This is a genomic window from Pontibacter silvestris (assembly GCF_020907275.1).
GTDB classification, from domain to species: domain Bacteria; phylum Bacteroidota; class Bacteroidia; order Cytophagales; family Hymenobacteraceae; genus Pontibacter; species Pontibacter silvestris.
Genome location: NZ_JAJJWI010000008.1, coordinates 177974 through 204960 on the forward strand (window position 1 = coordinate 177974; position 26987 = coordinate 204960).

A 26987-nucleotide genomic window follows, 5' to 3' on the forward strand; every position below is an offset into this window, starting at 1 on the left:
GAGAAATAACATAAAACATCAAGCATAATACTATGGCACATACTATCATCAACTCTTCTAAGGCTCCAGCTCCTATAGGCCCTTATAGCCAGGCTACTATGGCAAACGGGATACTTTATGTTTCCGGCCAGATTGCACTGGACCAGCAAACAGGAAACCTCGTAAACGAAAACATAGAGAGTGAAACACACCAGGTAATGAAAAACCTGGGCGCCATTTTAGAGGAAGCAGGCATGAATTTCAGTAACGTGCTTAAGTGTACCATCTTTGTAAAAGACCTTAACAACTTTGGCCGCATTAACGACACGTACGGAAGCTATTTTACCAGCAACCCTCCTGCCCGTGAGACAGTAGAAGTAAGCCGCCTGCCTAAAGATGTAAACGTGGAAATTTCCTGCATTGCAACTAAATAGTGAACAACATTCCAGATAAAGGAGAAAGGGCTTTATCTCTCATAGGCTTTTCTCCCTTATTTCCCTATCAGGAGCCGCTAAATATTCTCACCAAACCAAGCATTCTCATCCGGCTTTATTTTCTCTCCACTTTCATTATATACCTCGCTTACAAATTTTCCTGGCTCAGCGTTTACCGCCGAATTCCCAACTTCTATCTCCTGCCGTACTACACGCACAGCATAGTTTGATGGATAAATATTAAAACCATACTTTCGCGAATAAACGAAGGTAAAGACGGCTCCAAAGAAAATAATTTGTGAGGTAATAAAGACCCAGGTAAGTATAACAATAATAGAGCCTGCTGCCCCATAAATAGAGCCGACATCGCTGGTACCTAAGTACAGCCCAATAAGGCCACGGCTGATAGAAAACACTAAGGCCGTTACCACTGCTCCAACCCACACATCGCGCCACCTGATTTTAGCATCCGGCAAAAACTTATAGATGCATGCGAAGAGGAACGACATAAGTGCCAAGCTTGATATAAAGTTGACAACATGCAGTATATAAATCGTCCAGCCAGAAAAGCGAGTTGTAAGAAAATTACCAACGGCTACTAAAACTGTATTTGCCAGAAGAGAAACCAGCAGCACAATAGCTACCGCCAGAATCATTCCGAAAGAAAGCACACGGTCCAGTAACAGCTTCAGGAACTCGTTCTTAGGCACAGGCTTCACAAACCAGATGTCGTTCAGCGAGTTTTGTAGCGAGATGAAAACACCTGTTGCAGCAGCAAACAGAGTGATAGTGCCAAGCAAAGCAGCCAGGTTAAGGTCAGAGAAAGCATTGATGTTTTCTACCATTTTTTGTACCGAGTAAGCTCCCTCTGAGCCTACCAGTTCTTTAATACGATAGTAAATCTCTCCTGACACAGCCTGCTCCCCAAAGAAATAACCGACAGCACTAATAATAATAATTAGCATTGGGGGCAGTGCAAAGATGGTGTAATAAGCCAGCGCAGCTCCCTTCTGAAAAGAATTATTATCTATAAACTCCAGCCAGGTTTCTTTTAAAAGACACCATACTCTCTTTAGCCGCTTCAGCAACATTGTTATATAGCTTTACTGTTTAATAAGCAAATACGCAAATACCTGATTATGTTTGTGCTCCCTCTGTTTTAAATACGTACAGCATAACAATTATACCTTACCGGCAATACCTAAAACAAGCGTTACGAAACGAAACATTATTTTGTACCTTTGCAGCAGTTTTAGACAAGACTTGTATTGATATAACCATAAATGGAAAGAGAAGTTAGAGTACGCTTTGCCCCAAGCCCGACAGGGCCTCTCCATATAGGTGGTGTTCGCACGGCCTTATATAATTATCTATTTGCCAAAAAGATGGGCGGAAAAATGATTCTGCGCATAGAGGATACAGACCAGACACGCTTTGTGCCTGGTGCTGAAGACTATATTAATGAGTCTTTGGAGTGGTGCGGTATTAAGCTGGATGAGAGCCCATGGGCTGGTGGAGACTTTGCTCCATATCGCCAGTCGGAACGCAAACCAATGTACATGCAATATGCGCTGCAACTGGTAGAGGCCGGCCATGCATACTATGCTTTCGATACAGCAGAAGAGCTGGATGCCATGCGTGAGCGACTGAAAGCCGCAAAAGTGGCAACACCTCAGTATAATGCCATCACACGTATGACGATGAAGAACTCTCTTACACTGCCAGAAGACGAAGTAAAGCGTCGTCTGGAATCTGGAGAGCAATATGTAATACGCCTGAAAGTGCCACGCAAAGAGGAAGTTCGCCTTAAAGACCTTATCCGCGGTTGGGTAATGGTACACTCTTCTGCCATTGATGATAAAGTACTGATGAAGTCTGACGGTATGCCAACATACCACTTGGCAAACATAGTAGATGACCACCTGATGAATATTACGCACGTAATACGTGGGGAGGAATGGTTGCCTTCTGCTCCGCTGCACGTGTTGCTGTACCGTTATTTAGGATGGGAAGACACAATGCCTGAATTTGCGCACCTGCCATTACTACTGAAGCCTGATGGAAACGGTAAGTTAAGCAAGCGCGATGGCGATAAGCTGGGCTTCCCTGTGTTCCCGTTACGCTGGACTGATCCTGTTTCTGGAGAAATATCCAGCGGCTACCGTGAGAGTGGCTACATTCCGGAGGCTTTTGTAAACTTCCTGGCTTTTCTGGGCTGGAACCCTGGTACACAGCAGGAAATTTTCTCTATGGAAGAATTGGCTAATGAGTTTTCTATTGAGCGTATCGGTAAGTCAGGTACTCGCTTCGATATTCAGAAAGCTCGCTGGTTTAACGAGCAATATTTAAGAGCTAAACCAGATGCCGAACTTGCCTATTATCTGCTGGAGGCGCTGAAAGAACATAACATTTCCTGTTCTCATGAAAAAGCAGAACAAATTGCAGGGCTAATGAAAGAACGCGTTAGTTTCCCACAGGATTTCTGGCGCGAGGCGTCTTACTTTTTTGTAGCTCCTACAACATACAACGAAAAAGTAGCTTCTAAAAAGTGGAACAGCCAATCTGTAGCCGTTTTCGAAGATTTTAAAAATGAGCTGTCATCGCTGGAGAACTTCAATGCTGATACTGTAAAAGAGCTATTGATAAGTATTCTGGAACGCTACGGCATGAAGATCGGTCAGGTGATGCAGGCCTTGCGTTTAGCTGTAACAGGCGCAGAAGCTGGCCCTGACCTGATGCAGATAATAGAAGTAATTGGCCGCGAAGAAACCATCACACGTATTGAAACGGCTATATCTAAACTTAGCCAATACGCTGCTGCATAAACACACGATAACTTTTATAAACAGAAAAAGCGAACCCTAAGGGTTCGCTTTTTCTGTTTATAAGGGCAGCTGCATAAGAAAGGCTTTAAGCAGAGGCTAAAGAAGGCATTTCTCCTCTCTTAGCTTAGGCAAGAGGATTTGATTCTTTTACTTTCTCATGCTTTGCAACAAATTATCTCTTCTATGCTTATACAACAAAGTACTAACTAGAGAAATATCATGGCCAGAAATAAGAAAGAAAATAAGAGCAAGAAAAAGTCTAAGGTGCATAAAGACCTGGAAGGTTTCGAAATAAAAGTAAACGAACATGGAGAAATCATCTCCAACTACAGCATCGACAAAATTAATGAGTTTCTTAACCAGAACGTTGACGACAAGAAACTACTGAAACGAGATGCTGCTGAACGTGCAAAGCGTGAAGAAGAAGAGCAGTATCACATAGAAGAAGGAGAAGAAGTGGAAGAGACAGACGAAGACTTTGTGCGCAACACCAACCTACAAAGTGACACAGAAGATGAATTACCCACCCGCCGCCGGAAAGACGATATTGATGATGACGAGGAAGATAATGCAGATTAACATGAGGTTAGCCTGCATTATAAAGTAATATAAACCCAGTGTTTAAAGTTCTTTACCATTGAGTTTTGCACTATAGATTATCAGATGATAAAATTTTATATTGCATCTATAATCACTAACCAAAACTATGAGGAACTCACACGAAGTCGATTACAAGATTTTTGGAAATGACATTCAGGTACTTGAAATTGAGCTTGACCCTAACGAAACAGTAATAGCCGAAGCTGGTGCCATGGTGTACATGGAAGAGGGCATCGACTTTCAGACAAAAATGGGAGACGGTTCTAACCCTAGCCAGGGCTTTTTGGGCAAGTTAGTATCGGCAGGTTCCCGCATGATTACTGGTGAATCGCTGTTTATGACGCACTTCACACACCGTGGGCATGGCAAAAGCCGCGTTGCTTTTTCAGCTCCTTATCCTGGCACTATTCTACCAATTGACTTAAGCCAGATGCGTAACCACAGCCTGATTACTCAAAAAGACGCTTTCCTGGCTGCTGCCTTGGGTACAAAGCTCAGCATTCATTTTAACCAACGCTTAGGCAGTGGCATTTTTGGTGGCGAGGGTTTTATTCTGCAGCGTATGCAAGGCGACGGAATGGCTTTTGTACATGCGGGCGGTACTATAGTTGAAAAGCAGCTAAACAACGAAACACTACGCGTTGACACAGGTTGTGTGGTAGCCTTTGAAGAAGGAATTGATTTCAGTATTCAGCGGGCCGGCGGGCTAAAGTCTATGATATTCGGAGGTGAGGGCATTTTCTTAGCAACTTTGCGCGGCACAGGACGTGTATGGCTACAGTCTATGCCTGTGAAGAAACTTATTGAAGCCCTTATGCCTCGCGGCGAAAACGCGAACAAAGAAGGGGGCTTCTTCAGTAGCTTTATGGAATAACTCCGTTAGCCTTAAATAAAGAACCGGGGCCGCCAATCTTAAGTTGGCGGCCCCGGTTCTTTATTATTCTCTAGGCTTGTATGCAAAAACCAGTCTGTTTTGAAAGGCGCTGCTGGTAACCCTTCTTTATTGTAAAGGTTAGCCCCTTCTGGATTATCGGCCCAAGCATATCTTACCGCAACAGGATTAGGAACTTTATCGCTCCATACTATTACCTTATTATTCTCAATTCTGGCATTGGCCCATACAAATTTTTTGTCAGGTCCCGCAATGGCAAAGTGCTTCAAGATATCCCCTCCTTTAGCTTCAAGGCCGCTACCTGTGTTTCTAAAAGACAAAATGATCTTGTTCCCATTCCTTTTCATAGACTGGTACTGCGGACCTGCATAAACAATCGATTCGCCATAAGCTACTTTTTGAGCTGCTAGTGCCAATCTTTTGCCTACTTCTTTTTTATTAAGCGGATGGATATCATTCCACTCACCCAGGTCAATAGCCACAGCCATACCCGTATTAGGTAAGGCTAGGGCTTTTTGTTGCGCTTCCCTTAGCTGAGCCCAATTACTTTCCGATGGCTGCTCATTCGGTTCCATAAAGTTTGCCAGTTGCACAAATAAGAACGGGAAGCTTCCCTGTTCCCATTTGTTTCGCCAGTTTTGTATCAAGGCCGGGAACAGCTTCTGGTACTCTGATGCTCTGTCAGTGTTAGACTCTCCCTGGTACCATATCACTCCTTTGATCCTGTAGTTGGTAAGCGGAGCAATCATGGCATTGTACAGACCTTCAGGTTTCCATCTGACAAAAGTCTGCCCTCCCAATGGTTCCATACTTGCTCCTAACCGATACTGCCACTGACCTTTTAAATCAATAACCAAGTTGCCTATCTCCAGCTTGTAAGGCTTATCCAGTATAAAGCCGCCTCTGCCTCTTTCGTTAATAACTCTGATGGCTATTGTGTTGTCTCCTGCCCGTAACACACCTTCAGGAATGTTGTACCAGCGTGGCGGGTATTGATAACCGGTAGAACCAATAAACTGCCCATTCACAAAAACAGAATCAGCATCTACAATTCTACCCATATTAAGCTTTGCAGGCTGCCCAGCCATACTTGTCGGGACCTCTACTTTCTTCCTAAACCACACTACCCCATTTACAGCACCTAATTCTGTGTCAGCCCAATATCCGGGTATTTCCATTTTTGCCCAGTCTGATGTATTCAAAGCCGGGTCGTACCACTTAGCTTGAGAGGCCGCGTAGCCTTTATCTTTTTGATTCAGTTCTTTATACCAGGCCCTTATACGTCCGTTATCCTGCTGCTCTATTTGCCTGATCAGGCAGGTTAGCGTCTTTAAATTTTTGTGCCTCCTGATAATGCTCAGGAAACGCTTTAAGAGCATCTTCACTCATCCATGCTTCGGCAGGAGATCCACCAAGGCTAGTATCAATCAACCCTATCGGAACCTGGTATTTATTGTACAACTCATTGCCAAAAAAATAAGCTACTGCCGAAAAGTTAAGCACGTTGTCTGGATTTGTCTTTTGCCATTGCCCATTACTAACATCCTCCCGCTGCTTATTAAAATCGTACTCCTGAGGAACATCAAAATAACGGATCAAGTCATTTTCAGAGTTGGCAATTTCCTGCTCATACAAAGGTTTAACACGGCGCATAGGCAGTTCCATGTTAGACTGACCCGAACAAAGCCACACATCCCCAATCAGAATATCCTGAAGCGTTACGGTATTACTGGCCTTCATAGTCATGGTATAAGGGCCGCCAGCTTTCATGCCTTTTAGGCGGATAGCCCAAACACCTGCACTATCTGCAACGGATTTGTAATTCTTGTTTAGAAAATTAACTGTCACTTTTTCACCAACAGCAGCCCAGCTCCATATTTTAACATCTGCCTCTCTTTGTAGTACCATGCCATCCGAGACAAGCTTAGGCAGCCTTACCTGCCCCACAACTGTAGCAGGAATAAGCAGAGATAGTATGAAGGTCAGATTGATTAACTTAGACTTTATATGCATGTATCGTAAACCCTTTAAAACAACTTATATTTATTTCTGTTAACGTACCTGCGCCTCTTTTTTTTCAGGCTGATAATAGCTTTCTGGTGGGCCTAAATAACTCGGCTTAAGATTGCCGGTGTCTACCACTATTTTCTGCAACACCACTCCCGGGTCAATCATCCAGAATTTTAGTACATGCTCCCCCGGCTGTTTAACACTATGCTTCGATTCTTTTATATTGATGTTGTTTGCAACCCATTCCTCCCACGCTTTTTGTGAGTTATTTTCATGCATGTTAATGACTTGAGGCTCCTCATCATCAATAGAAACAGCATAGCGTAAGCCTTGTGTGTCGTGGAAGTTAAGAGTAGGCGACAGGAATGCGCTTACATTTATGTCGCCGCCATTTAACAGGTTAATACGGTACTCCAGGTGCGGACTATCGCCACCCGGTGTCTGGCTCGGAGCCGTAACCGGAAAAGGAGTCATGGCAGACGCCGTACGGCCTAAATCAGGAATAAGCTTCCAGGTAGCTCCTCCTCCGTCAACTGCACGTGTATAATGCTCCGCTTCGATTGCTATATAGCCATTACTCTCTACAAAACCCGTTAATTGGTCGGGCTTGAAATTAACAGGATTATTTACTACAGCCTGCACTACTACCTTCTTGCCTTTAGGCCCAGTTATAGTTACCGGAACGCGCTGAGTACCTTTAGGTATCTGCTGCCAGTCTGCACTTACAAACAAGCGCTGCTCTTTATCTACACGGCCCTGCTTCTGATCAATTTTCAGCCAAGGCGCCCCAGATTGCACGGTATACTCAAAAGGAGCCTGACCACGGTTAAACAGTTCTATGTAATAAGCCTGTTGCCCGTACGGAGTAAGTTCAGGCAAAACTGCCTCAACTTTTGCTTCAGGCCACCAATTTGCAGAACCCTCTACTGCCACTCCCATATCTGAAGTAGATTTTATATTAATTTTCTCTACTTCTGGCATTACATCTTTCTCTGGTTGCTGCCAATAAGTGTAACTAATGTGCGTCTGGTCCATCATGTGGCTCCACTTGCCACCTGCCATTGTATCGTTATAGTAGCCAGAAAGCTCTTTATCCCTATTAAACAGCAGTTGTACTTTTTCAGCCATGTCGTTGGTGGCTGCACGACCTTGTTTAGCATATAGGTGATTCTTAGCTACGGTTACGTGCAGCTCGTTTAGGTTAGCACAAGCCAATATAGGATAAAGTACCAGTTGGTAATAAGCATCTTTGGCTTCAGCAGGAATATCTTTGTAAAGCTGCTCTGCCTGCTTGGCCAATTCGTTATAAGCCGTAACTATCCTTTCAGCCTCCCTGTAATTTGTAAGGCTATATGTTTCCGGCGATAGCAGCTCTGGCTTACGACGTGAGTTATACTTAGCATACTTAGCAAGCATATCTGCAACGGCTGAAGCATGTTCTTCACCAAACTGGTGGGCAGCCCATAGCTCGGTATACTCGTCCAGACGCTCTGCCGGCCATTTTTCCGGGTTCCAGGCATAATCTAGGAAGAACTCTGTCGGGAACTCCATTGGCTTGATGTCGCCTACATTCACTATCCAGACACGATCTGCACCATACTCATAAGCCAAGTGCATCTGCTCCCATATTCTTGGAATTGGGTTTGTATTGAGCCATTTATAGTTTCTTGGTCCGCCTACATAGTCGTAGTGATAGTAAATGCCGTAACCGCCAGCATGCTGCTTCTCTCCTGCTTTAGGCAGCTTTCTGATATTTCCCCAGTTATCATCGCAAAGAAGCAGCGTAACATCGTCGGGCACTCGCATACCTTTGTCATAATACTCCTGCACTTCTTTGTAAAGCGCCCACATTTGTGGTGTTTCAGCAGGAGCCTTACCTGTTACATCGGCTATAATTTTCCGTTGATCTTCTACGATTCTTTCAAGTAAGGCTATGTTACTTTCCTCACTCATGGGCTCATCGCCGTCGCCGCGCATGCCTATGGTTACGATGCTTTCATTAGAGCCCATTCGCTTAATGCCTTCTTTCCAAAACTCCTGCAAGTTATCTTTGTTGGTATCATAGTTCCAGGCACCTTCTCCAAACTTGCTCCACTCGGCGTGGGCACGCATCAGTGGCTCATGGTGAGAGGTACCGATCACCACTCCATATTCATCTGCCAGCTTCGGGTTTACAGGATCATCCACATAAAAAGCTCTGCCCCACATAGCTGGCCATAAGTAGTTGCCTTTCATGCGCAGAATCAGCTCGAATACATTTGCATAAAACTTATGGTTAAACCCGCCGAACTTTTCTTCAGCCCAGCCTGCCAGTGCAGGAGCTTCATCATTGATAAATATGCCTCTGTACTTTATGGCTGGCTCACCCTGTGTATGGCGACCTGGCATTACGTAAAGGTTCTGCTGCTGCCTTACTGGCACATCGGCCCAATAGTACCACGGAGAAACCCCTATTTGTGCCGATACATCATAAATACCGAAAATAGTACCGCGTTTATCACTACCTACTATTACAAGCGCCTGGTCTACACCAGGCATTGGCTTTTTCACCACCTGCACCAGGTATGTTTCCCATTTACCTGCCACCCCAGATACATCCAGCTTTTTACTTTTTACCAGTTTATCAATAACCGGGCTTTTGCCCAATGTTCCCACCAGCACCATCTCCTTTAGCTTAGGAGCTTTCTTATCTATATATAGCTTTGGCTCGGCCTTTGTTACCCGGTTTACATCTGCCTTTAAATCTTTAAGGGCTCGAATTACACCCGGATAGTCATCTGAACTGATAAACATATGAGCAGACTTGCCAGCTGCAGACAGTGCAAAGTAATCTTTCCCTTTAGTGGAGGTGATATAGGACGTACTGTCTATTGCTAAGGCAGGTTGTACGCCAGCCATAGCCAAGAGTACTAATAAGCAAAAAAGCTTTGCCCACCGATTTAACGATGAAAGACAAAGCAATTGATTAACCTTAAAAAAGGCAGGGTTAGTAGTAATTTGTTTCATTATACTGTTATTTATCAGGACATGCCCCTGTACATTTTATTTAAGCAACTATAGTTCCACTTCTTCCATGTGTGGAGTAAGGAAGTGCATCACCACCCATGCCAGCAGATAAGCACAACCACAAATAGTAAAGATGACATTATAGCCACCTGTAAGGTTGCCGATGCTTTTATAATAATCCAGCAGGAACCCAATCAGCAGTGGGAAAAGTGTACCTCCCAAAGAACCAGCCATACTGCCTATACCCACTACTGAGCTAACAGCCCGCTTTGGAAACATGTCAGAGGCTGTTGTGAAAATGTTGGCGCTCCAGGCTTGGTGGGCCGCCGCTGCAAGACTAATTAAGCCAACTGCAACCCAAATATCCGTTGTGTAACGGGCTGCCATAATAGGCACCACACATAAAGCAATAATAAACATAGCTGTTTTACGTGCTTTGAACACTGGCCAGCCTCTGCGTATAAAGTAAGATGACAAAAAGCCCCCGCCAACGCTGCCAATGGTAGTAGCAGTATAAACAACTGCTAATGGCAGGCTAGGCTTAGATAAATCAAGGCTAAACACGCTGCTAAAGTAAGACGGTAGCCAGAACAGGAAGAACCACCAGATTGGGTCTGTCAGAAATTTACCTAACATAAATGCCCAGGTCTGGCGAACTGACAGTAGTTTCGACCATTTAACCGCCTTAACGTTTTCCTCTCCGTCAGAAGCTACATTATCACTATGGATATATTCATATTCTGGCTGTTTAAGGCGCTTTTGCTTTGAAGGAATCTCATAAAAGATCCACCAGAACACGAGCCATATAAAACCTACGGCTCCTGTTATAATGAAAGCTTCTTGCCAACCGTACACGCCTAAAATCCAAGGCACAGCAATAGGAGCAACAACAGCCCCAATGTTTGCCCCAGAGTTGAAAACGCCTGTTGCCAGTGCTCTTTCCTTTTTAGGAAACCATTCGGCAACAGTTTTAATAGCAGCCGGGAAGTTACCTGCTTCACCTAAACCTAAGGCCGCTCTGGCTACACCAAAGCCTAATGTGCTTTTGGCAACAGCATGTGCCATTGCCGCCACACTCCAGATAATGATGGAAAGAGAATAGCCTACTTTTGTCCCGATCTTATCAATAAACCGCCCAAAGAAGAGCAGGCCAATGGCATAAGAAGCGGTAAAGGCCATTACAATGTTACCATAATCTGATTCTGACCAGTTAAACTGCTGTTCCAGCACTGGCTTTAACAGACCTATTATCTGCCTGTCCAGGTAATTAATGGTGGTGGCAGCAAAAAGTAGTGCGCAAACTGTCCAGCGGTATGTCCCGATTTTAACCTTGGAGGTGCTTTCAGGTTCAGTCATGGTAGGTTTCATCATGGCAGATGATTATTTCTTAATTATTATAAACTATTCTAGCTGCTGTAAACAGACTTTTCGATACCCATTTCCAGGCCTCTTAGCTCTGCCAGGCCACGCAGCCTGCCTATAGCAGAATAGCCAGGATTGGTAACTTTATTTAGGTCGTCCAGCATCTGATGGCCGTGGTCTGGCCGGAAAGGGATTGGTTCTTTTCTTTCACGGTTAATAGCCACTAACTCTCTCATTACACCATACATATCTACGTCTCCAGCCAGGTGATCAGACTCATAAAAGTTCCCTGATTGGTCTTTTTTCACATTTCGTAGGTGGGCAAAATATACACGGTGCCCTACTGCCTTCAAAATTTCCACTGGATTGTTATGTGGACCGGCACCCAAAGAACCAGTGCAGAAACAAATACCATTAGGAGCACGATCTACCCTTTCAATTATGTATAACAGATCTTCTTTATTGGAGGCAATGCGGGGCAACCCCAAAATTGGGTAAGGCGGATCATCCGGGTGGATTGTCATTTTAATACCGGTCTCCTCACAAACATCCATAATAGACCCCAGGAAGTACGCCAGATTATCACGTAAGCCTTCATGCCCAATGCTTTTATAGATTTCAATGCTTGCAGTCAGGTGCTCTAAGGTGATAAAGCCTTCCATCGGAACGCCCATTCGAATAATTTCGCTTAGTTCGTCTAACTGCTGCTGTGAGAAAGAAGAGTGCCTTTCCTTTGCCTGTTGCACCACCTCATCAGTATAGTCTTGCTCAGCTCCTTTTCTTTTAAGGATGAAGATGTCAAACACAGCCAGGTCAGCCCAGTCAAAATATAAAGCTTTGGCACCATTCCACATCTCCAATGCCAGGTTTGTTCTGGTCCAGTCCAGCACGGGCATAAAGTTGTAGCATACGGTAGTTAAGCCACAAGCTGCCAGGTTACGCAACGACTGACGATAATTTTCAAGGTATTTCTCGCATTCGGCACTTCTGGTTTTGATGGCTTCGTGAACAGGTACACTCTCTACTACAGCCCACTTTAATCCAGCTTCTTCAATAATGCGTTTACGTTCCTGAATTTCTTCCAAAGGCCAAACGGCTCCGTGAGGAATATGGTGTAATGCACTTACAATACCGGTAGCACCAGCCTGTTTTACATCCTGTAACGTAACAGGGTCATTAGGGCCGTACCATCTCCAACTTTGCAATAGTGACATATATAGTGCTTCTTAAAAGATGTGTTTGTTATGTATGTTTAAAAAATTTAATGTATTAAGTGGCGAGTTATAAAATCCCACTGCACATAAAAAAGATAGATTGGCTGCCCCTAATGAGCAGCCAATCTTCTAATCATGATGCTTAGAATAAATTAATAGCCTGGGTTTTGATATTCAGCTTTCTCTGCTGCGGTCATTTCCATAGCATCAAGCTGTCTTTGTGGAATAGGACGCAGATAGTGATATGGCTGAATGTTACGTGTTACTGTTTGAGGTGTATGTTGTCCGAACTCATTCCCAGCTATTTCATACGTGCCAGCAAGTTCTTCCCATTTTTGAGTACGTGTTAAATCGAACCAACGGTAACCTTCGCCATAATATTCACGTGAACGCTCTGCCAGAATATAGTTGATATCGATTGTAGCTGGTGTAGCTGCGATCATCTCTGCGCTATGGTCTTCTACTTTGGAGGTGTTGCCATTATTGTCCCAACGCCATACGCCGGCCCGTGCACGAATAACATTGATCAACTCTCTGGCGCTTCTACCTCCTGTTGCTCCCTTGACAGCTGCTTCGGCGGCTACAAAGTACAACTCCGAGAATTTGGCAATATTGAAAGGACGGGTACTGGCAGCATTCGGTTGTCCCAATCCATCGCCATTGTCAGTACGGTAAGGACCAAGCTTCCAAAGCCCCGGATATACTATTCTGCTTATTCCACGCGGTGATATTACAAAATCTGATCTTTCAGGCAGTTCTCCTGCACCTATATTACTTTTACCTGCCCCATTAGGATAAGTGATAGGCGTAGCTGGTTCTTCGTTCAGGAAAGTTAGAATGGCATCGCCTGGAGTAACTGGTAGGCTATTTGCATTATACAACACATCTGCACTTACACCTCCTTTAGGCCAGTTACCACGGTAAACAGTTGTAAAGGTGCCATCGTAGCGGGAGTCGTTCGTTTTATCAGCAAAGGTATTTGTTATCGCACCGATCGTAGGAGCCATACGTGTCCAAGGGCGGCCCAGGTCTTGTGATGCTTCACGCTGAACAGAGCTAACATTTTCTTCCCAGTTCGGATCTAAGGCGCTTCTGATATTGGTATAATTCCACGTCATCATCCAACCGGCAAAGTTTTCAGGGGCGGCACCGTTGCTATAGGTAAGGCTGGATGCATTATAAAACTCACTTGTTTCGGTGTGGTCAGCGTACAGCATAATTTCATTATTGCGGTCGTTGGATCCTAGGTTAACATCATAATATGTCTCCTGTAAACGGAAGGGACCTGGATTGTCTATGCCAGCTAATGCCACATCGTATGCCTGCTGGAAATACCACTGCGCATCATGTCCGTCAGGATTGGTTCGCGTAGTCTCCGGATATGTAGGAATATTATTAGGGTTCTCCAGCCACCACCCGTAGGTCAGGTAAGCTTTTGCCAAGTACAAACGTGCTAGTGTTTTAGTTGCGCCTCCGGTTACACGGGGCATTGCCGGCAAATCTTCTACCGCTCTGAGCAGATCCGGAAATATGGCTCTGGTATAAACTTCCGGTACTGTGTTGCGCACAGAAGTTCTTGAAGGAGTTATATTAAATTTCAGCTCTCCTGCGCCTAGATCTAAAGGTACGCCGCCAAACGTTTGGACTAATTGAAAGTAGTCGAACGCACGGAAGAACCTTGCTTCAGCAATTAACGCATCTGAAATAGTTCCTACAGCGGCAGCATTTTCAATAACACCACTGGCGGTGTTAATATTAGAGAATGCAGCTCCCCACAACACATCGGCACGACTGTCCTGGGGAGTAATTTCACCTCGGCCTGAAATATCCATAACCAGAAAGTTTTGGTCTGCACTCTGCGCATAGGTTACTTCATCTGTACCGGTTTCGGTGGTATTATAGTAATAGGCCTGCCCGTATATGTAGCGCAGGTGGGCGTACATCGACGTTATTCCACCCTGAACACCTCGCTCAGTTTGAAAAAATTCGGGTGTATAAGTAGCACGCGGCTGCTCTTCCAGGATATCCTCACAAGACGATAGGGAAAGCGCCATCATTAAGGCTGTTCCTATAAAAGCTTTATTTTTTATAAATTTCATCTTTCTCTTTTTTAGAATGTGACATTAAGACCAACCAGGTAGTTTCTCGTGGAGGGTGCGTTAGTGCCAATCGTCAGCAGACGGGTCGGAGTTTCACCAGCTACCGCCACATTTTGGTCGGCATATGAGTTAGTTTCAGGGTCCATACCTGATTCCCGGTGGTAAGGCGAAAACAGCACAAATGGATTCTGCGCGGTAGCATAAAGCCGCAGATTGCTGATGCCAGCTTTTTCTAGCCAGTTGCTGTTGTTGAAGTTATAACCAAGTGTAATGGTGCGTATCTTCAGGTACGAGGCATCAAAATAACCTAGGGTGCTGGCATATTTAGGGTTGTCGCCACTTCTTAAGCCTGCCGGGTCTGGATACCTGGCGTCGGTGTTCTCTGGTGTCCAATAGTCCACATCAACGTTCCCCCTGCGTCCGCTTAACATATTAAGGTAGCCTTGCGCCCCGTAAAGCGTGCTGTTAAGAATTCCGCCGTGCTGAAAGGCTGCCACAGCGGTCAGGTCAAAACCTTTATACCCTACACGAGTGTTGAAGCCTCCCTGAAAATCAGGATTCGCATTCAGAACTTGTCTATCCTCAGGTCCAATTTGTCTTACAGGTGTGCCATCGTCATTATAATCTCCGGTGTATCTCACTTTAATCATACCTACGTTGCCGCCTGGCTCCAGAATGCTTAGGTATGGATCTCCCTCTTGCCAAAGGCCTAATCTCTCATAATCGTAGATGACATTAACAGGATGGCCCATAAACAACCAGTTGATTTCATCGTCCGGTTGTCCAGAAGCAAGCGATGTAATTTTATTGCGGTTACCATATATGTTAACACCAGCTTCCCATGTCCAGCCATTCACGTCGTCCAGGATTAACCCGTTGAGAGAGAATTCAAGACCTTTATTTTGTATGGATCCTATATTCGCTGTGTAGCTGTCCGCACCTGATGTCTGAGGCAGATCAAGATTCAGCAGAACATCTTCTGTATTTGTTACATAGTACTCTACTGTACCTGATAAGCGATCGTTCAGGATAGAAAAATCCAATCCATAATTCCATGTCTTCGAATACTCCCATCCCAGATCTTGGTTAGGCAGTTCCTGTACATAATATGCGGTTGCATAGTTATCAGGGCCAAAGTTGTAAGGCCTGGTTTGTAAAAGCCCAAGTGTAGAATAGGGAGGGATACCCTGGTTAGAGGTTTGTCCATAGCCTACACGCAGTTTCATCATGTTTATAAGGTCAATATTTTCCATAAACGACTCTCTGGCGATGTTCCAACCAGCAGACACGGCAGGATAAGTATGCCATTTATGCCCCGGTGCCAGCCTTGAGGAGCCATCGGAGCGCAGGGTAACGCTCAGCATATAGCGGTCGTCGTAGGAGTACATGGCGCGTCCCATCCACGACAACAAGCCCCACTGTCTATAGTCCTGGTTGTTAGGGTTAACTATGATTTCTTCGGCAGCTCGTCCTATGTTGTAAAATTGAAAGGCGTCAGAAGGAATATCTCTTCCCTCAATGAAAGATCTGTTATATTGCTCTTGCGAGGCAGAATACAAGCCTACTATATTCACATTATGTTTTCCTGCAAAGGTGCGGTCGTAAGTCAGCAGGTTTTCAATGGTCCAGTTAGTAGTAATCCTGTTATCTACAGAAGCATTAGAAAAAGTGGTTGGTTCAACAGCGTTTATACCTGCTGCCGTGTAGGCACCTTCCTGACTCTGGCGGTAGTTTAAGCCAAGGTTGGCACGGTACTTCAAGCCCTCCACTCCAGGAATCTTTACTTCGCCGTAGAGGGTGTTGTAGGTGGCAAACGCTCTGTTTTGGTTCAGCCATTGATCATCTAAACCACCATCTTCTAACATGTCTCTTGTATATAACCACGTTTCATCCAACGGCATCCGGATGGTTCTCTTTAAAGTGCCATCTGCATTATAGGGACTGGCAAGAGGTGACAAACTTAGAATGTTGTACAAGCCTACGTTGGAGCCTTCCGTAAGGCTGTAGTTGTTGTATGTAGAGAAGCCGACACGAATGTGCTCACCTATTCCCTGGTCAAGACTACCACGCAGGGAGTAACGGGTGTATTGCTGCGTAGGAATGACACCTTCATCCTTGTAGTAGCCTGCACTAAAGTTGTAGCTACCCTTTTCGGCACCTCCAGAAACACCTACATTATGGTTTGTTGTGATACCGGTTTTGTATAACAGGTCCTGCCAATCTGTGTCTACACCCTCAGCTTCATCTGGTCCCATCTGGCCTGCAAACTGTCCGGGGCCAGCTGCCTGACGCAGCGCATAAAGTTCTGGCCCGCTCATCATGTTATACCTGGCAAATACATTTTTTATACCATGAAAGCCATTGTAGCTTATTTGTGGCTTTTGCCCCGCTTTTCCTGTTTTGGTAGTAACCAATATAACACCGTTGGCGCCACGTGAACCATAAATGGCAGTTGCTGAGGCATCCTTTAAAATATCAATGCTCTTAATATCATTCGGGTTAATATCGGAGATAGCCCCGGGAAAGGGAATACCGTCCAGCACCACCAGTGGATCATTGCTACCACTGATAGAGCGCGTACCACGAATCCTGATTTGCATGGAGGCTCCTGGTTGAGAGGATGACTGCGTAAATTCTACTCCTGGCAAACGCCCTTGCAGAGCCTGCGTGATATTACCTGTCGGCACTTCGGCAATCTCTTCTGCACCTATTGAAGCAACTGAGCCTGTTACAGCTTCAGCCCGCTGGGCACCGTAACCTATTACTACTACCTCTTCTAGGGCTTTAGCATCTGTGCCTAACTGCACATCAATAGTAGAGCGGTTGTTTATAGGCACTTCCTGACTTTCGTAGCCAATGTAAGAGAACACTAGCGTGCCAGTGCCATCCGACACATTAATCGTATAGTTACCATCTGCACCTGTTGGGGCTGCCGTTGTAGTACCTTTCAGAACCACCGTTACCCCAGGCAAGCCTGTTCCTGTTTCTGCGTCTGTAACACGACCAGTCACTGTAGTTGCTCCGGTTTGGGCTACTGCTTGTATACTTATCAGGAGATAAGCAAAAAGCACAGCCAGTTTGAAGACATCGGGCACGCGTACGGCTGTCTTCGTCGGTTTTGGACTTTGCGTAAAATCACATTTCATAAGAGCGAATGTTTGGATTTATGTATTGCTTTATTTAGATATAAAAGATTCAGTATTAGCCTTTTACAACTGCTATTATGAAGCCAAGACTATATTAAATGCATTTCCTCTGTGGGTTTTATAGTACTAAATATGACCAACTTGACGCAGTCACAAACAGCAACCAGACACTAACAACTGTTTGCAAGCATAAACATGAGAAGATATTTTGACAATTACAACCGATTGCATATTTTTTTCAAAAGTTCTTTGATAAAACAAAATATAGACTTGCTATTATTATATTAGTTAGCCCTGTAAAAAATAGCAGTTAGGTAAACAGAGAGCCCTTATATACACTCTATACTAAATAATACAATAATATAACTGGATACAATGCATTATAAGCGATCAAAGAGATATTTTTAATATTTATCCCTATCTTATATTATAATGTTAAAAAGGCTTTCAAAATTGAAACCGATTTCATTAATTTGTTTCATACATCATACAATCAACATGGACAAGGACATAACTATTTATGACATAGCTAAGGAGTTAGATCTGTCCCCTACTACGGTTAGCAGGGCCTTAAACGATCATCCTGCCGTAAACAAAAACACCAAGCAGAAGATTTACAGTATGGCAAGCCAGCTTGGCTATCGGTCTAACATGTTCGCAAGTAACCTTCGAAGGCAACGCACGAATACTATTGGCGTGATTGTGCCTAAGCTGAACAGTAATTTTATGTCTTCTGTAATTGCTGGCATGGAGAAAGTTGCCAATGAGGCTGACTACAACCTGATTATAAGCCAGTCTCTTGAAACTGTTGAGAAAGAAATTGCTAATGCAAAAACCATGTTTAACAGCCGGGTAGATGGTTTGTTGGTTTCTTTGGCTTTCGACACAGAGAACATGGATCACTTTGAACCTTTCATTAGCAAAGATATCCCTGTTATTTTTTATGATCGAGTGTCAGACCATAAACAGTTTGCTGGTGTTGTAATTGATAACGTACAAGCTTCCTACGAAGCTACGACTCACCTGATAGAGCAAGGCTGTCAGAATATAATCCATATTACGGGTAACCTCCGCCGAAATGTGTACGCCGACAGGCTAAAAGGTTTCAAGTATGCTCTTTTAGACAACGATTTGCCTTTTTCAGATGCTTCTGTCATCATCAATAACCTTAGTGAAGACGCAGGAGTAGAAGCTGCCCAACAAATTTTGCAGATGGACTCCAGACCGGATGGCTTATTTGTGTCTAATGACACGTGTGCTGTACATTGTATGAAAACACTAACTCATGCAGGTATCTCCATTCCGGATGAGATTGCCGTAGTTGGCTTTAATAATGACCCTATTTGCAGAGTTGTTGAGCCAAGCCTGAGCTCAATAGATTATCCTGGCTATGAGATGGGTGAGGTTGCTGTAAGGAGCCTCATACACTATTTAAGTGGGTTAGCTGATACCAGTGTTACCCGTATTACTTTAAGATCAGAGTTAATTATAAGAAGTTCATCTTTAAGGAAAGGAAAAGAGAACAACAAAGGCAAAGCTTTAGCCCTGCTACCAGAAACAAAGTAACCAAGTTTTTAGCCACAGTATAGCTTATCTGCTCACCTGAGAAGCTTAAAAAAATTATTAGGTAATATTATAAACTATGGAAAGAAAGAGTCTTAATCTTTTGCTGATCCTACTTTTGCTTATTTTAACAAACAACTATTCGTATGGAGATGATGGTTATAGGCTGTGGCAACGGTACGATAAAGTCCAGGATGCAGAAAAGCTAAAGAATTACCAGCAATCTGTCTCTGAGCTTGTCATCGAAGGTAACTCTCCTACTCTTTCTGTAGCTCAAAAAGAACTGACCGTTGGCCTTACTGGTTTACTCGGTAAAGCTGTACCTGTTTCTCAACGGTTAACGCAGCAAAGTGCAGTAGTGGCAGGAACGCCAGCTAACTCTGCACTTATTGCCTCTCTCAATCTGGCTGAAAGGTTAAATAGCCTGGGAGATGAAGGTTACCTGATTCTTACAGCAAACACTAACGGTAAAAAGAGTACTGTAATTGCCGCCAATACCGACATTGGTGTGCTATATGGTTCATTTCACTTTTTAAGGCTTCTTCAGACACAACAAAGCATAAGCAATCTCTCTATAGCCAGTGCTCCTAAAATTAAGCATCGGGTGCTGAACCATTGGGATAACCTCGACAGAACAGTAGAACGTGGCTATGCAGGCTTTTCGCTTTGGGACTGGCACAAGCTCCCGGATTACATAGACCAGCGCTATATTGATTATGCAAGAGCAAACGCCTCCATAGGCATCAATGGTACCGTACTTACAAATGTAAATGCCAATGCTTTGGTTCTGACAAAAGAATATCTTGTGAAAGTAGCAGCCCTGGCAGATGCTTTCCGCCCTTATGGATTAAGAGTATACCTTACAGCCCGGTTTAGCGCTCCGATAGAGCTAGGCGGTCTGAAAACGGCAGACCCACTGGACCCGCAGGTACAGGCCTGGTGGAAAGATAAAACAGAAGAAATCTATAGCTATGTACCTGATTTTGGAGGCTTTTTAGTGAAAGCCAATTCTGAAGGACAGCCCGGTCCGCAAAACTACGGCAGAAACCATGCCGACGGAGCAAACATGCTGGCAGACGCTGTCGCCCCAAGAGGTGGTATTGTCATGTGGCGCGCCTTCGTGTATGATGACAAAGAGCCAGACGACCGGGCCAAGCAAGCCTACAATGAGTTTAAGCCTCTGGATGGCACGTTCAGGAAAAACGTGCTGGTACAAGTTAAAAACGGTGCGATTGATTTTCAGCCTAGAGAACCGTTTCACCCACTGTTTGGGGCTATGCCACAGACTCCGATTATGATGGAGTTCCAGATAACGCAGGAGTATCTGGGGCAGGGTACTCACCTGGCTTATCTTTCCCCTTTGTTTAAGGAGGTTTTAACTTCAGATACTTACGCCAAAGGCAAAGGCTCTACAGTAGCCAAAGTAATAGACGGTACTTTAGATAATCATACCTTAACGGGTATTGCCGGTGTAAGCAACATTGGCAACGACCGAAACTGGACAGGCCACCAATTCGGGCAAGCTAACTGGTACTCCTTTGGCCGCCTGGCATGGGACCACACCCTTTCTTCTGAAGCTATAGCAGACGAGTGGCTTAAAATGACTTTCACGAATAACAACCAGTTTGTAGCTCCTGTCAAAAATATGATGTTAGGCTCACATGAGGCACTTGTTAACTATATGACTCCACTTGGCCTGCACCACATTATGGGATGGAGCCACCACTACGGCCCCGGCCCCTGGATTAAAGATAAGCACCGCGCTGACTGGACATCCGTTTACTATCATCGTGCAGATGAAGAAGGTATAGGCTTTGACCGCACCGCTACAGGTAGCAACGCCATAGCGCAGTACTTTCCGCCAGTGCAAAAGCAATTCAGGGTCATTAAGAAATGTCCTGAAAAATACTTGCTGTGGTTTCATCATGTAAAGTGGAACCGTAAGATGGACTCAGGCAGAATACTATGGGATGAGCTATGCCATAGGTACAGTGGTGGTGTAGACTCTGTGCGACAGATGCAGCAAACATGGAACACTGTACAAGGACTTATTGACCAGGAAAGATTTGATCAGGTACAATCTTTTCTCAAAATTCAGGAGAAAGAAGCAAAGTGGTGGCGCGATGCCTGTCTGCTTTACTTCCAGACATTCTCTAAACGACCAATACCACAAGATTTAGAAAAGCCAGCCGAATCGTTAGACTACTACATGCAGTTAGACCCTCAGTTTGTGCCAGGCATTTAATCAAAACTAAACAAATTTATATATGAACGAATACCTTACCTCAGAATCTAAGATAGCTATTGTAACAGGAGGAGCATCAGGATTAGGTTATGCCATTGTTGAGAAGTTTGTGCAGAATAACATCCGTACCATTATTATTGGCAGAGATGAAGAAAAACTAAAGAAAGCCAAGAACGCTTTCGGAGAGCTTTGCTCCTGCATCTCTTTCGACCTTAATAAACTGGAACAAATACCTAACTTGGTAAATGATATTGTAAAGGAGTATGGCAAAATAGACATTTTGGTAAACAATGCTGGAATTAACATGAAGAAGCCTTTTACTGAGGTTACTGACGATGAATTCCAACGGATCATTCTTACCAACGTAAACGCTGTGTTTTCTTTAAGCAGAGAAGTGGTAAACGTGATGCTACCACAGCAACAAGGCTCCATCATCAATATCAGTTCTATGGCATCACAATATGGTCTCCCGAAAGTTATAGCTTATACGGCCTCTAAGTCTGCTATTGAGGGTATGACTAGAGCTATGGCCGTAGATTTGTCTCCAGAAGGAATTCGGGTAAACTGCGTTGCTCCTGGGTTTATTGCCACTGATATGTCGGCCAAAGCTTTAAATAACGACCCAGAGCGAAAAAACAAAGTGCTCTCCAGAACGCCAATGGGCAAGTTAGGTGTACCTGCCGATGTTGCTGAAGCTGTTTATTTCTACGCCACCGATGCAGCCAAATATGTAACAGGCACCGTGCTTCCTGTGGATGGCGGTAATTCTATAGGCTTTTAATAATAAATCAGAACTAAACTCTAAGGATGAAAATACATAAGGCATTTATTGCTTCTTTTCTGGCAGTGGCGTGTTTAACCGTCTCCTGCACAGACTCTGATTCCACAAACCAGAGTGCTACAAATCAGGCAGCAGAAACATCTCCTCAAACTTTAAAAGAAGCATTTGAGGATGACTTTTATGTTGGAGCAGCTTTAAACTACAGGCAAGCGAATGGGAATGCCCCTCAGGCTACTGAAATCATAAAAGAGCAGTTTAATACTGTTAGCCCTGAGAATCTGCTTAAGTGGGAGTCGGTACACCCAAAGCCAGGAATCTTTAATTTCGAGCCCGCTGATAAATACGTAGCTCTAGGGCAGCAAAACAATATGTTTGTAGTGGGGCACACACTGGTGTGGCATAACCAAACGCCTACGTGGGTGTTTGAAGATGAACAGGGAAACGCTGTAAGTAAAGAGGTTTTGCTGCAACGCATGCAAGAACACATTGACACAGTAGCCGGACGCTACAGAGGAAAAATAAACGGTTGGGATGTGGTAAATGAAGCCCTTAACGATGATGGTACACTACGCCAGAGCAAGTGGCTTAACATTATTGGTGAGGAGTTTCTGGAAAAGGCGTTCCAGTTTGCACACGAGGCTGCTCCGGATGCAGAACTGTACTACAACGACTACAACATGTGGAAGCCTGAAAAAAGAGATGGCGCTATCCGCATCGTGCGCAACCTTCAGAATAAAGGCATAAAAGTAGACGGCATTGGTATGCAGGGCCACTGGGGGCTTGAGAACCCTTCTATTGAGCAGATTGAGGCAAGCATTGAGGCAATAGCCCAAGCAGGCGTTAAAGTAATGATTACAGAGCTGGATATAGATGTACTGCCAAACCCAAGCAACCGCCAAGGCGCTGACATTGATGCTACTTTTGAATTTGATGAAAGGTATAACCTTTACACCACTGGTTTACCTGACTCTGTACAGCAAAAACTGACGCAGCGCTATACCGATATATTTGATTTGTTCCGCAAGCACAGCGATAAAATAAGCAGAATAACTTTCTGGGGTGTAACAGACAATGATTCCTGGCTGAACGACTGGCCTATTAAGGGTCGTACAAGCTATCCGATGCTGTTTGACCGGAATTACCAGCCTAAGCCTGCTTTTAATGCGGTTATAAACACTGCTGCTAAAAAGCAGCAATAAACTCCTGAAGCAAATTATCCTCTAACAAAACAGGCGGCATTTTATGCTCGCCTGTTTTGTTATGTACATCATAAAATAAGTTTATGCATGCACACGTAGTTTCCTCTACTCCAGTATAAAAACTATTTAATACAGCTCACTTTCTTTATTTCCTCCAGATACTCCCGTGTATTAGAAAGACGAGGAATTTTATTCTGACCGCCCAATTTACCCTTCTGCTTAAGCCACTTCATAAAGGTTCCTTGTGGAACAGCATGCACAACTGGTTCCTGTAAAGCTATATCGTTCTGTCGCTTGGCATCATAGTCAGAGTTAATCTCCCGAAGTGTATCATCAAGCACATGAGTAAAACGCTGTAGGCTATCCGGCTCTTTCTCAAACTCTATCAGCCATTCATGCCCCCCACGCTTTCCACTCTCTATATATATAGGCGCCGCTGTAAAGTTAGAGATTATAGCCCCTGTTGCATTACAAGCTTTCGTGATGGCTACTTCCGCGTTCTCTACAATCACTTCCTCTCCGAAAGCATTAATAAAATGCTTAGTACGTCCGGATATCTTGATACGGAAAGGACTCAGGCTGGTAAACCGGATGGTATCACCAATTTTATAGCGCCATAAGCCTGCGTTAGTAGAAATAAGGAGCGCATAATTTTTTCCCAGCTCCACCTGATCCAGTGTCAGCGTTTTTGGATACTCCACCTCAAACTGATCTACAGGAATAAACTCATAGTAAATACCGTAATCCAGCATCAGGAGCATTTCATCTTCTGTGTCACGTTGGTCTTGTATGCCAAAGAAGCCTTCCGATGCATTATATACCTCCAGGTAATTCATCCTGTCTGATGGAATGATCTCCCTGAACAACTGCCGGTAAGGCCCAAAAGCCACTGCGCCATGCGTAAACAGCTCCAGATTTGGCCACACTTCCAACACGTTGCTTTTACCTGTAACCTCCAGTATGCGCTTAAGCAGAACATACGTCCATGTTGGCACGCCACTAAAGCTGGTAACATTCTCAGACACTGTTACCTCTACCATCTTCTCAATCTTCTCCTCCCATTTATCCATTAAGGCAATTTTTAAGGGAGGAGTACGCATAGCTTCTGCCCAAATAGGCAGGTTCTGCATAATCACTGCCGACACATCACCACAGGATATCTTGGAGTTATATTCACTGGGCCGGTGACTACCGCCTATAGAAAGGCCCTTGCCTGAAAAGAGCTTCGTATCTGGGTAGTTATTTACATAGATAGAGAGCATATCCTTGCCTCCTTTGTAATGGCAGTCCTCCAGCGATTCAGGTGTTACAGGAATGAATTTGCTTCGTGCATTAGTTGTACCTGATGATTTCGCAAACCACTCTACCTTACTTGGCCACAGTATATTTTGCTCCCCTTTCAGCACCCTCTCTATGTAGGGAAACAGGTCTTCGTAAGTGCTGACAGGCACACGCTCCTGAAAATTTTTAACAGAGCTTATGTCTTTATAACCATAAGCTTTACCCCATTCTGTATTTTTCGCTGTTTCGATCAGGTTATGAAACAACTCCTCCTGCACCTCGTGCGGGTACTTTTTAAACAGATCAATCTGGTGGATCCGCTTCTTCATTACCCACGTTACTATTGAATTTATTATCTCCAAAGCTTGGTAGCTAAACTGTTAAACTAATGTTTGTGAATTGAATGAAGCTAATTTTACCTTCGTAAACTTTTCAGCTCCCTAAATACGTGATGCAGCTTATTTTAGGTAAAATTTGGTTGTCTTTTATCTACATAAACTAGCCATTATTTTCAGGCAGGTTCTTAGAAAACATTTATACTACAACTACCCTTTACACGTTTAACAAGTGAGGATTAAGTTGGCAGGCAAAACACTTAAATCTTCCGTTTCAACTCAAAATGCTTACCAAGGTACACACGTCGCACTTGTTCGTCGGCAGCCAGTTCTTCGGCAGTACCTGCTTTCAGAATTTTTCCCTCAAACAAAAGATAAGCCCGATCGGTAATGGAAAGTGTTTCATTTACGTTATGGTCGGTAATTAGAATTCCGATGTTCTTATTTTTAAGCTGCGCAACTATACCCTGAATTTCCTCTACAGCAATAGGGTCTACGCCGGCAAAAGGCTCATCTAACAGCACAAACTTCGGATCTACAGCAAGTGCACGGGCTATTTCGGTACGGCGGCGCTCACCACCAGAGAGTACTATACCTTTATTTTTACGCACATGCGTGAGCGAAAACTCTTCCAGCAACTCTTCTACTTTTTCTATCTGTGCTTTTTTAGGCAGATTTGTCATCTCCAGCACGGCTAATATGTTCTCTTCTACAGTTAACTGCCGGAATACAGATGCCTCCTGTGCCAGATAACCTACTCCCCGCTTGGCGCGTCTGTACATAGGCAGGTCTGTAATATTTTCTTTATCAAGAAATATTTTGCCGCTATTGGGCTTAACCAAGCCTACTATCATATAAAAAGACGTAGTTTTACCGGCACCGTTTGGGCCTAACAAACCTACTATCTCTCCCTGGTTCACTTCCACGCTCACGTCATTTACAACAGTGCGCGATTTATACTTTTTAAATAAGTGTTCTGCTCGCAGTATCATCGGGGCTAATTTACGCATTAAAGGTACGTGCTACAATTAACAACACAGCCTCATTTTTATATAAAATATTGCCAGGCTGTTGCCTGCAATTTGTAATTTAATTTGAGAAACAAAATATATAAATGTTACTACAGGCTCTTGTTTTTAAACGATTCTATGCATAGTTTGTAAGAGTTTCCGAGCACACAATTTTATGGCGTTTCATTTACTTATATCTTCTTACCAACATCTTGCCAAACTAAGCCTGCTACTCTATATGAGTGTGGCAAGTTCTTTTATTAGTCAGCCTGAAGGAGGTAGTAGTACAAACAACAACGGCGGTAACACGGCAGTTGCATCTTCTGTGCTAAAAGGTGTAGACGTATCGCGGTGGCAGAAAGAGGTAGACTGGCACCGTGTTAAGGAAGCAGACATAACTTTTGCTTTTGTAAAAGCCACCCAGGCTGATTTTAGGTTAGATCCTTATTTTCCTGCTAACTGGGAAGCCACCAAGCGTGTCGGCATAAAACGCGGCGCTTATCATTTCTTTATTCCAAGCGCTCCCATACAAGGGCAGATAGAGATTTTTAAAAGCACTGTTACACTGGAGGCTGGCGATTTACCTCCTGTGCTTGATGTAGAAACAGCTGACCCTTTGATGACAGGCGAGCAGCTGCGCCAGAACATGCGCCTTTGGCTGGAGACGATACAGCAGCATTATGGCGTAAAGCCAATTATTTACACCAATCAGAATTTTTACCGGCGCTGGCTTCAGGGCCACTTTCAGGACTTCCACTTCTGGATTGCCCGCTACAGCGATGTAGCTCCGGAGGTACACCATAATGAAAAGTGGATGTTTTGGCAGTACTCCGACAGAGGCACTATACCAGGCATTAACACGGCTGTAGATATGAATTTCTTTGTCGGTGACTGGGACTCTTTAAGCCAGCTTTGTATGCCTGAAATGGTTTTTTCTTCAGAGGAAGTAAGCCCGCTTAAGCAGCTTAAGCATATGCAGCCTTTACCTTATTAGTATTGATATCTG

General features: G+C 44.2%; 19 protein-coding genes. 9 read left to right on the forward strand and 10 right to left on the reverse strand.

The window, feature by feature from the left end; translation table 11 throughout:
• Positions 1 to 32 precede the first annotated feature (32 nt).
• Positions 33 to 413, forward strand: a complete 381-nt coding sequence (locus tag LN995_RS09545) for a RidA family protein (protein ID WP_229960696.1) — start codon at positions 33 to 35, stop codon at positions 411 to 413.
• Between the two features lie 77 nt (positions 414 to 490).
• Here LN995_RS09545 and LN995_RS09550 read toward each other — a convergent pair whose 3' ends face one another.
• Positions 491 to 1504: a YihY/virulence factor BrkB family protein gene (locus LN995_RS09550; RefSeq protein ID WP_229960697.1), complete on the reverse strand. Its 1014-nt coding sequence runs from the start codon at positions 1502 to 1504 to the stop codon at positions 491 to 493.
• 192 nt (positions 1505 to 1696) lie between these two features.
• Here LN995_RS09550 and gltX point away from each other — a divergent pair, with 192 nt between their 5' ends.
• The 3 genes from gltX to LN995_RS09565 all read left to right on the forward strand — a co-directional run bounded on the left by gltX (position 1697) and on the right by LN995_RS09565 (position 4712).
• On the forward strand, positions 1697 to 3238 hold the full coding sequence (gene gltX / locus LN995_RS09555; protein ID WP_229960698.1) for a glutamate--tRNA ligase: 1542 nt from the start codon (positions 1697 to 1699) through the stop codon (positions 3236 to 3238).
• Positions 3239 to 3457: 219 nt separating this feature from the next.
• Complete coding sequence (locus LN995_RS09560; protein WP_229960699.1) at positions 3458 to 3817, forward strand: hypothetical protein; 360 nt, start codon at positions 3458 to 3460, stop codon at positions 3815 to 3817.
• 127 nt (positions 3818 to 3944) lie between these two features.
• Positions 3945 to 4712: a TIGR00266 family protein gene (locus tag LN995_RS09565; RefSeq protein WP_229960701.1), complete on the forward strand. Its 768-nt coding sequence runs from the start codon at positions 3945 to 3947 to the stop codon at positions 4710 to 4712.
• A 38-nt stretch (positions 4713 to 4750) separates the two neighbouring features.
• Here LN995_RS09565 and LN995_RS09570 read toward each other — a convergent pair whose 3' ends face one another.
• From LN995_RS09570 to LN995_RS09600, 7 genes are all read right to left on the reverse strand, one after another.
• Positions 4751 to 6109, reverse strand: a complete 1359-nt coding sequence (locus LN995_RS09570) for a sialate O-acetylesterase (protein WP_229960747.1) — start codon at positions 6107 to 6109, stop codon at positions 4751 to 4753.
• Positions 6018 to 6743, reverse strand: a complete 726-nt coding sequence (locus LN995_RS09575) for a sialate O-acetylesterase (RefSeq protein ID WP_229960703.1) — start codon at positions 6741 to 6743, stop codon at positions 6018 to 6020. Before LN995_RS09575 ends, LN995_RS09570 begins: the two co-directional genes overlap by 92 nt.
• A 39-nt stretch (positions 6744 to 6782) precedes the next feature.
• The gene (locus LN995_RS09580) at positions 6783 to 9638 is read right to left on the reverse strand and encodes a glycosyl hydrolase 115 family protein (protein ID WP_229960705.1); all 2856 of its coding nucleotides are present in this window, start codon (positions 9636 to 9638) and stop codon (positions 6783 to 6785) included.
• Positions 9639 to 9794: 156 nt separating this feature from the next.
• Entirely contained in the window at positions 9795 to 11117 is a 1323-nt protein-coding gene (locus LN995_RS09585; RefSeq protein WP_229960706.1) for an MFS transporter, read from the reverse strand.
• A gap of 35 nt (positions 11118 to 11152) precedes the next feature.
• Positions 11153 to 12322, reverse strand: a complete 1170-nt coding sequence (uxuA, locus tag LN995_RS09590) for a mannonate dehydratase (RefSeq protein WP_229960707.1) — start codon at positions 12320 to 12322, stop codon at positions 11153 to 11155.
• A 152-nt stretch (positions 12323 to 12474) separates the two neighbouring features.
• Positions 12475 to 14421 carry a RagB/SusD family nutrient uptake outer membrane protein gene (locus LN995_RS09595; RefSeq protein WP_229960709.1) on the reverse strand — a complete coding sequence of 649 codons (1947 nt, stop codon included), beginning with the start codon at positions 14419 to 14421 and terminating at the stop codon, positions 12475 to 12477.
• 11 nt (positions 14422 to 14432) lie between these two features.
• The gene (locus LN995_RS09600) at positions 14433 to 17567 is read right to left on the reverse strand and encodes a SusC/RagA family TonB-linked outer membrane protein (RefSeq protein WP_229960711.1); all 3135 of its coding nucleotides are present in this window, start codon (positions 17565 to 17567) and stop codon (positions 14433 to 14435) included.
• Between the two features lie 498 nt (positions 17568 to 18065).
• Between LN995_RS09600 and LN995_RS09605 the strand changes: the two genes are divergently transcribed.
• The 4 genes from LN995_RS09605 to LN995_RS09620 all read left to right on the forward strand — a co-directional run bounded on the left by LN995_RS09605 (position 18066) and on the right by LN995_RS09620 (position 23355).
• Positions 18066 to 19133, forward strand: coding sequence for a LacI family DNA-binding transcriptional regulator (locus LN995_RS09605; RefSeq protein ID WP_229960713.1), 1068 nt, complete (start codon positions 18066 to 18068; stop codon positions 19131 to 19133).
• 76 nt (positions 19134 to 19209) lie between these two features.
• On the forward strand, positions 19210 to 21375 hold the full coding sequence (locus LN995_RS09610; RefSeq protein WP_229960715.1) for an alpha-glucuronidase family glycosyl hydrolase: 2166 nt from the start codon (positions 19210 to 19212) through the stop codon (positions 21373 to 21375).
• Positions 21376 to 21397: 22 nt separating this feature from the next.
• A complete protein-coding gene (locus LN995_RS09615) occupies positions 21398 to 22156 on the forward strand; it encodes an SDR family NAD(P)-dependent oxidoreductase (protein WP_229960717.1) in 759 nt (252 codons plus the stop codon).
• A 26-nt stretch (positions 22157 to 22182) separates the two neighbouring features.
• A complete protein-coding gene (locus LN995_RS09620) occupies positions 22183 to 23355 on the forward strand; it encodes an endo-1,4-beta-xylanase (RefSeq protein ID WP_229960719.1) in 1173 nt (390 codons plus the stop codon).
• Between the two features lie 122 nt (positions 23356 to 23477).
• Here the strand turns inward: LN995_RS09620 and LN995_RS09625 are convergent, their stop codons facing one another.
• Positions 23478 to 24965, reverse strand: coding sequence for a GH3 auxin-responsive promoter family protein (locus LN995_RS09625; protein WP_229960720.1), 1488 nt, complete (start codon positions 24963 to 24965; stop codon positions 23478 to 23480).
• Positions 24966 to 25231: 266 nt separating this feature from the next.
• A complete protein-coding gene (gene lptB / locus LN995_RS09630) occupies positions 25232 to 25963 on the reverse strand; it encodes an LPS export ABC transporter ATP-binding protein (protein WP_229960722.1) in 732 nt (243 codons plus the stop codon).
• A gap of 193 nt (positions 25964 to 26156) precedes the next feature.
• Between lptB and LN995_RS09635 the strand changes: the two genes are divergently transcribed.
• Positions 26157 to 26975 carry a glycoside hydrolase family 25 protein gene (locus LN995_RS09635; protein WP_229960724.1) on the forward strand — a complete coding sequence of 273 codons (819 nt, stop codon included), beginning with the start codon at positions 26157 to 26159 and terminating at the stop codon, positions 26973 to 26975.
• Positions 26976 to 26987: the final 12 nt, after the last annotated feature.

What these genes read in the sequence shown, in the direction of transcription:
- LN995_RS09545 (WP_229960696.1), top strand. Translation starts at nt 33, where the DNA reads ATGGCACATACTATCATCAACTCTTCTAAGGCTCCAGCTCCTATAGGC.
- LN995_RS09550 (WP_229960697.1), bottom strand. Translation starts at nt 1,504, where the DNA reads ATGTTGCTGAAGCGGCTAAAGAGAGTATGGTGTCTTTTAAAAGAAACC.
- gltX (WP_229960698.1), top strand. Translation starts at nt 1,697, where the DNA reads ATGGAAAGAGAAGTTAGAGTACGCTTTGCCCCAAGCCCGACAGGGCCT.
- LN995_RS09560 (WP_229960699.1), top strand. Translation starts at nt 3,458, where the DNA reads ATGGCCAGAAATAAGAAAGAAAATAAGAGCAAGAAAAAGTCTAAGGTG.
- LN995_RS09565 (WP_229960701.1), top strand. Translation starts at nt 3,945, where the DNA reads ATGAGGAACTCACACGAAGTCGATTACAAGATTTTTGGAAATGACATT.
- LN995_RS09570 (WP_229960747.1), bottom strand. Translation starts at nt 6,109, where the DNA reads ATGCTCTTAAAGCGTTTCCTGAGCATTATCAGGAGGCACAAAAATTTA.
- LN995_RS09575 (WP_229960703.1), bottom strand. Translation starts at nt 6,743, where the DNA reads ATGCATATAAAGTCTAAGTTAATCAATCTGACCTTCATACTATCTCTG.
- LN995_RS09580 (WP_229960705.1), bottom strand. Translation starts at nt 9,638, where the DNA reads ATGGCTGGCGTACAACCTGCCTTAGCAATAGACAGTACGTCCTATATC.
- LN995_RS09585 (WP_229960706.1), bottom strand. Translation starts at nt 11,117, where the DNA reads ATGATGAAACCTACCATGACTGAACCTGAAAGCACCTCCAAGGTTAAA.
- uxuA (WP_229960707.1), bottom strand. Translation starts at nt 12,322, where the DNA reads ATGTCACTATTGCAAAGTTGGAGATGGTACGGCCCTAATGACCCTGTT.
- LN995_RS09595 (WP_229960709.1), bottom strand. Translation starts at nt 14,421, where the DNA reads ATGAAATTTATAAAAAATAAAGCTTTTATAGGAACAGCCTTAATGATG.
- LN995_RS09600 (WP_229960711.1), bottom strand. Translation starts at nt 17,567, where the DNA reads ATGAAATGTGATTTTACGCAAAGTCCAAAACCGACGAAGACAGCCGTA.
- LN995_RS09605 (WP_229960713.1), top strand. Translation starts at nt 18,066, where the DNA reads ATGGACAAGGACATAACTATTTATGACATAGCTAAGGAGTTAGATCTG.
- LN995_RS09610 (WP_229960715.1), top strand. Translation starts at nt 19,210, where the DNA reads ATGGAAAGAAAGAGTCTTAATCTTTTGCTGATCCTACTTTTGCTTATT.
- LN995_RS09615 (WP_229960717.1), top strand. Translation starts at nt 21,398, where the DNA reads ATGAACGAATACCTTACCTCAGAATCTAAGATAGCTATTGTAACAGGA.
- LN995_RS09620 (WP_229960719.1), top strand. Translation starts at nt 22,183, where the DNA reads ATGAAAATACATAAGGCATTTATTGCTTCTTTTCTGGCAGTGGCGTGT.
- LN995_RS09625 (WP_229960720.1), bottom strand. Translation starts at nt 24,965, where the DNA reads ATGAAGAAGCGGATCCACCAGATTGATCTGTTTAAAAAGTACCCGCAC.
- lptB (WP_229960722.1), bottom strand. Translation starts at nt 25,963, where the DNA reads ATGATACTGCGAGCAGAACACTTATTTAAAAAGTATAAATCGCGCACT.
- LN995_RS09635 (WP_229960724.1), top strand. Translation starts at nt 26,157, where the DNA reads ATGGCGTTTCATTTACTTATATCTTCTTACCAACATCTTGCCAAACTA.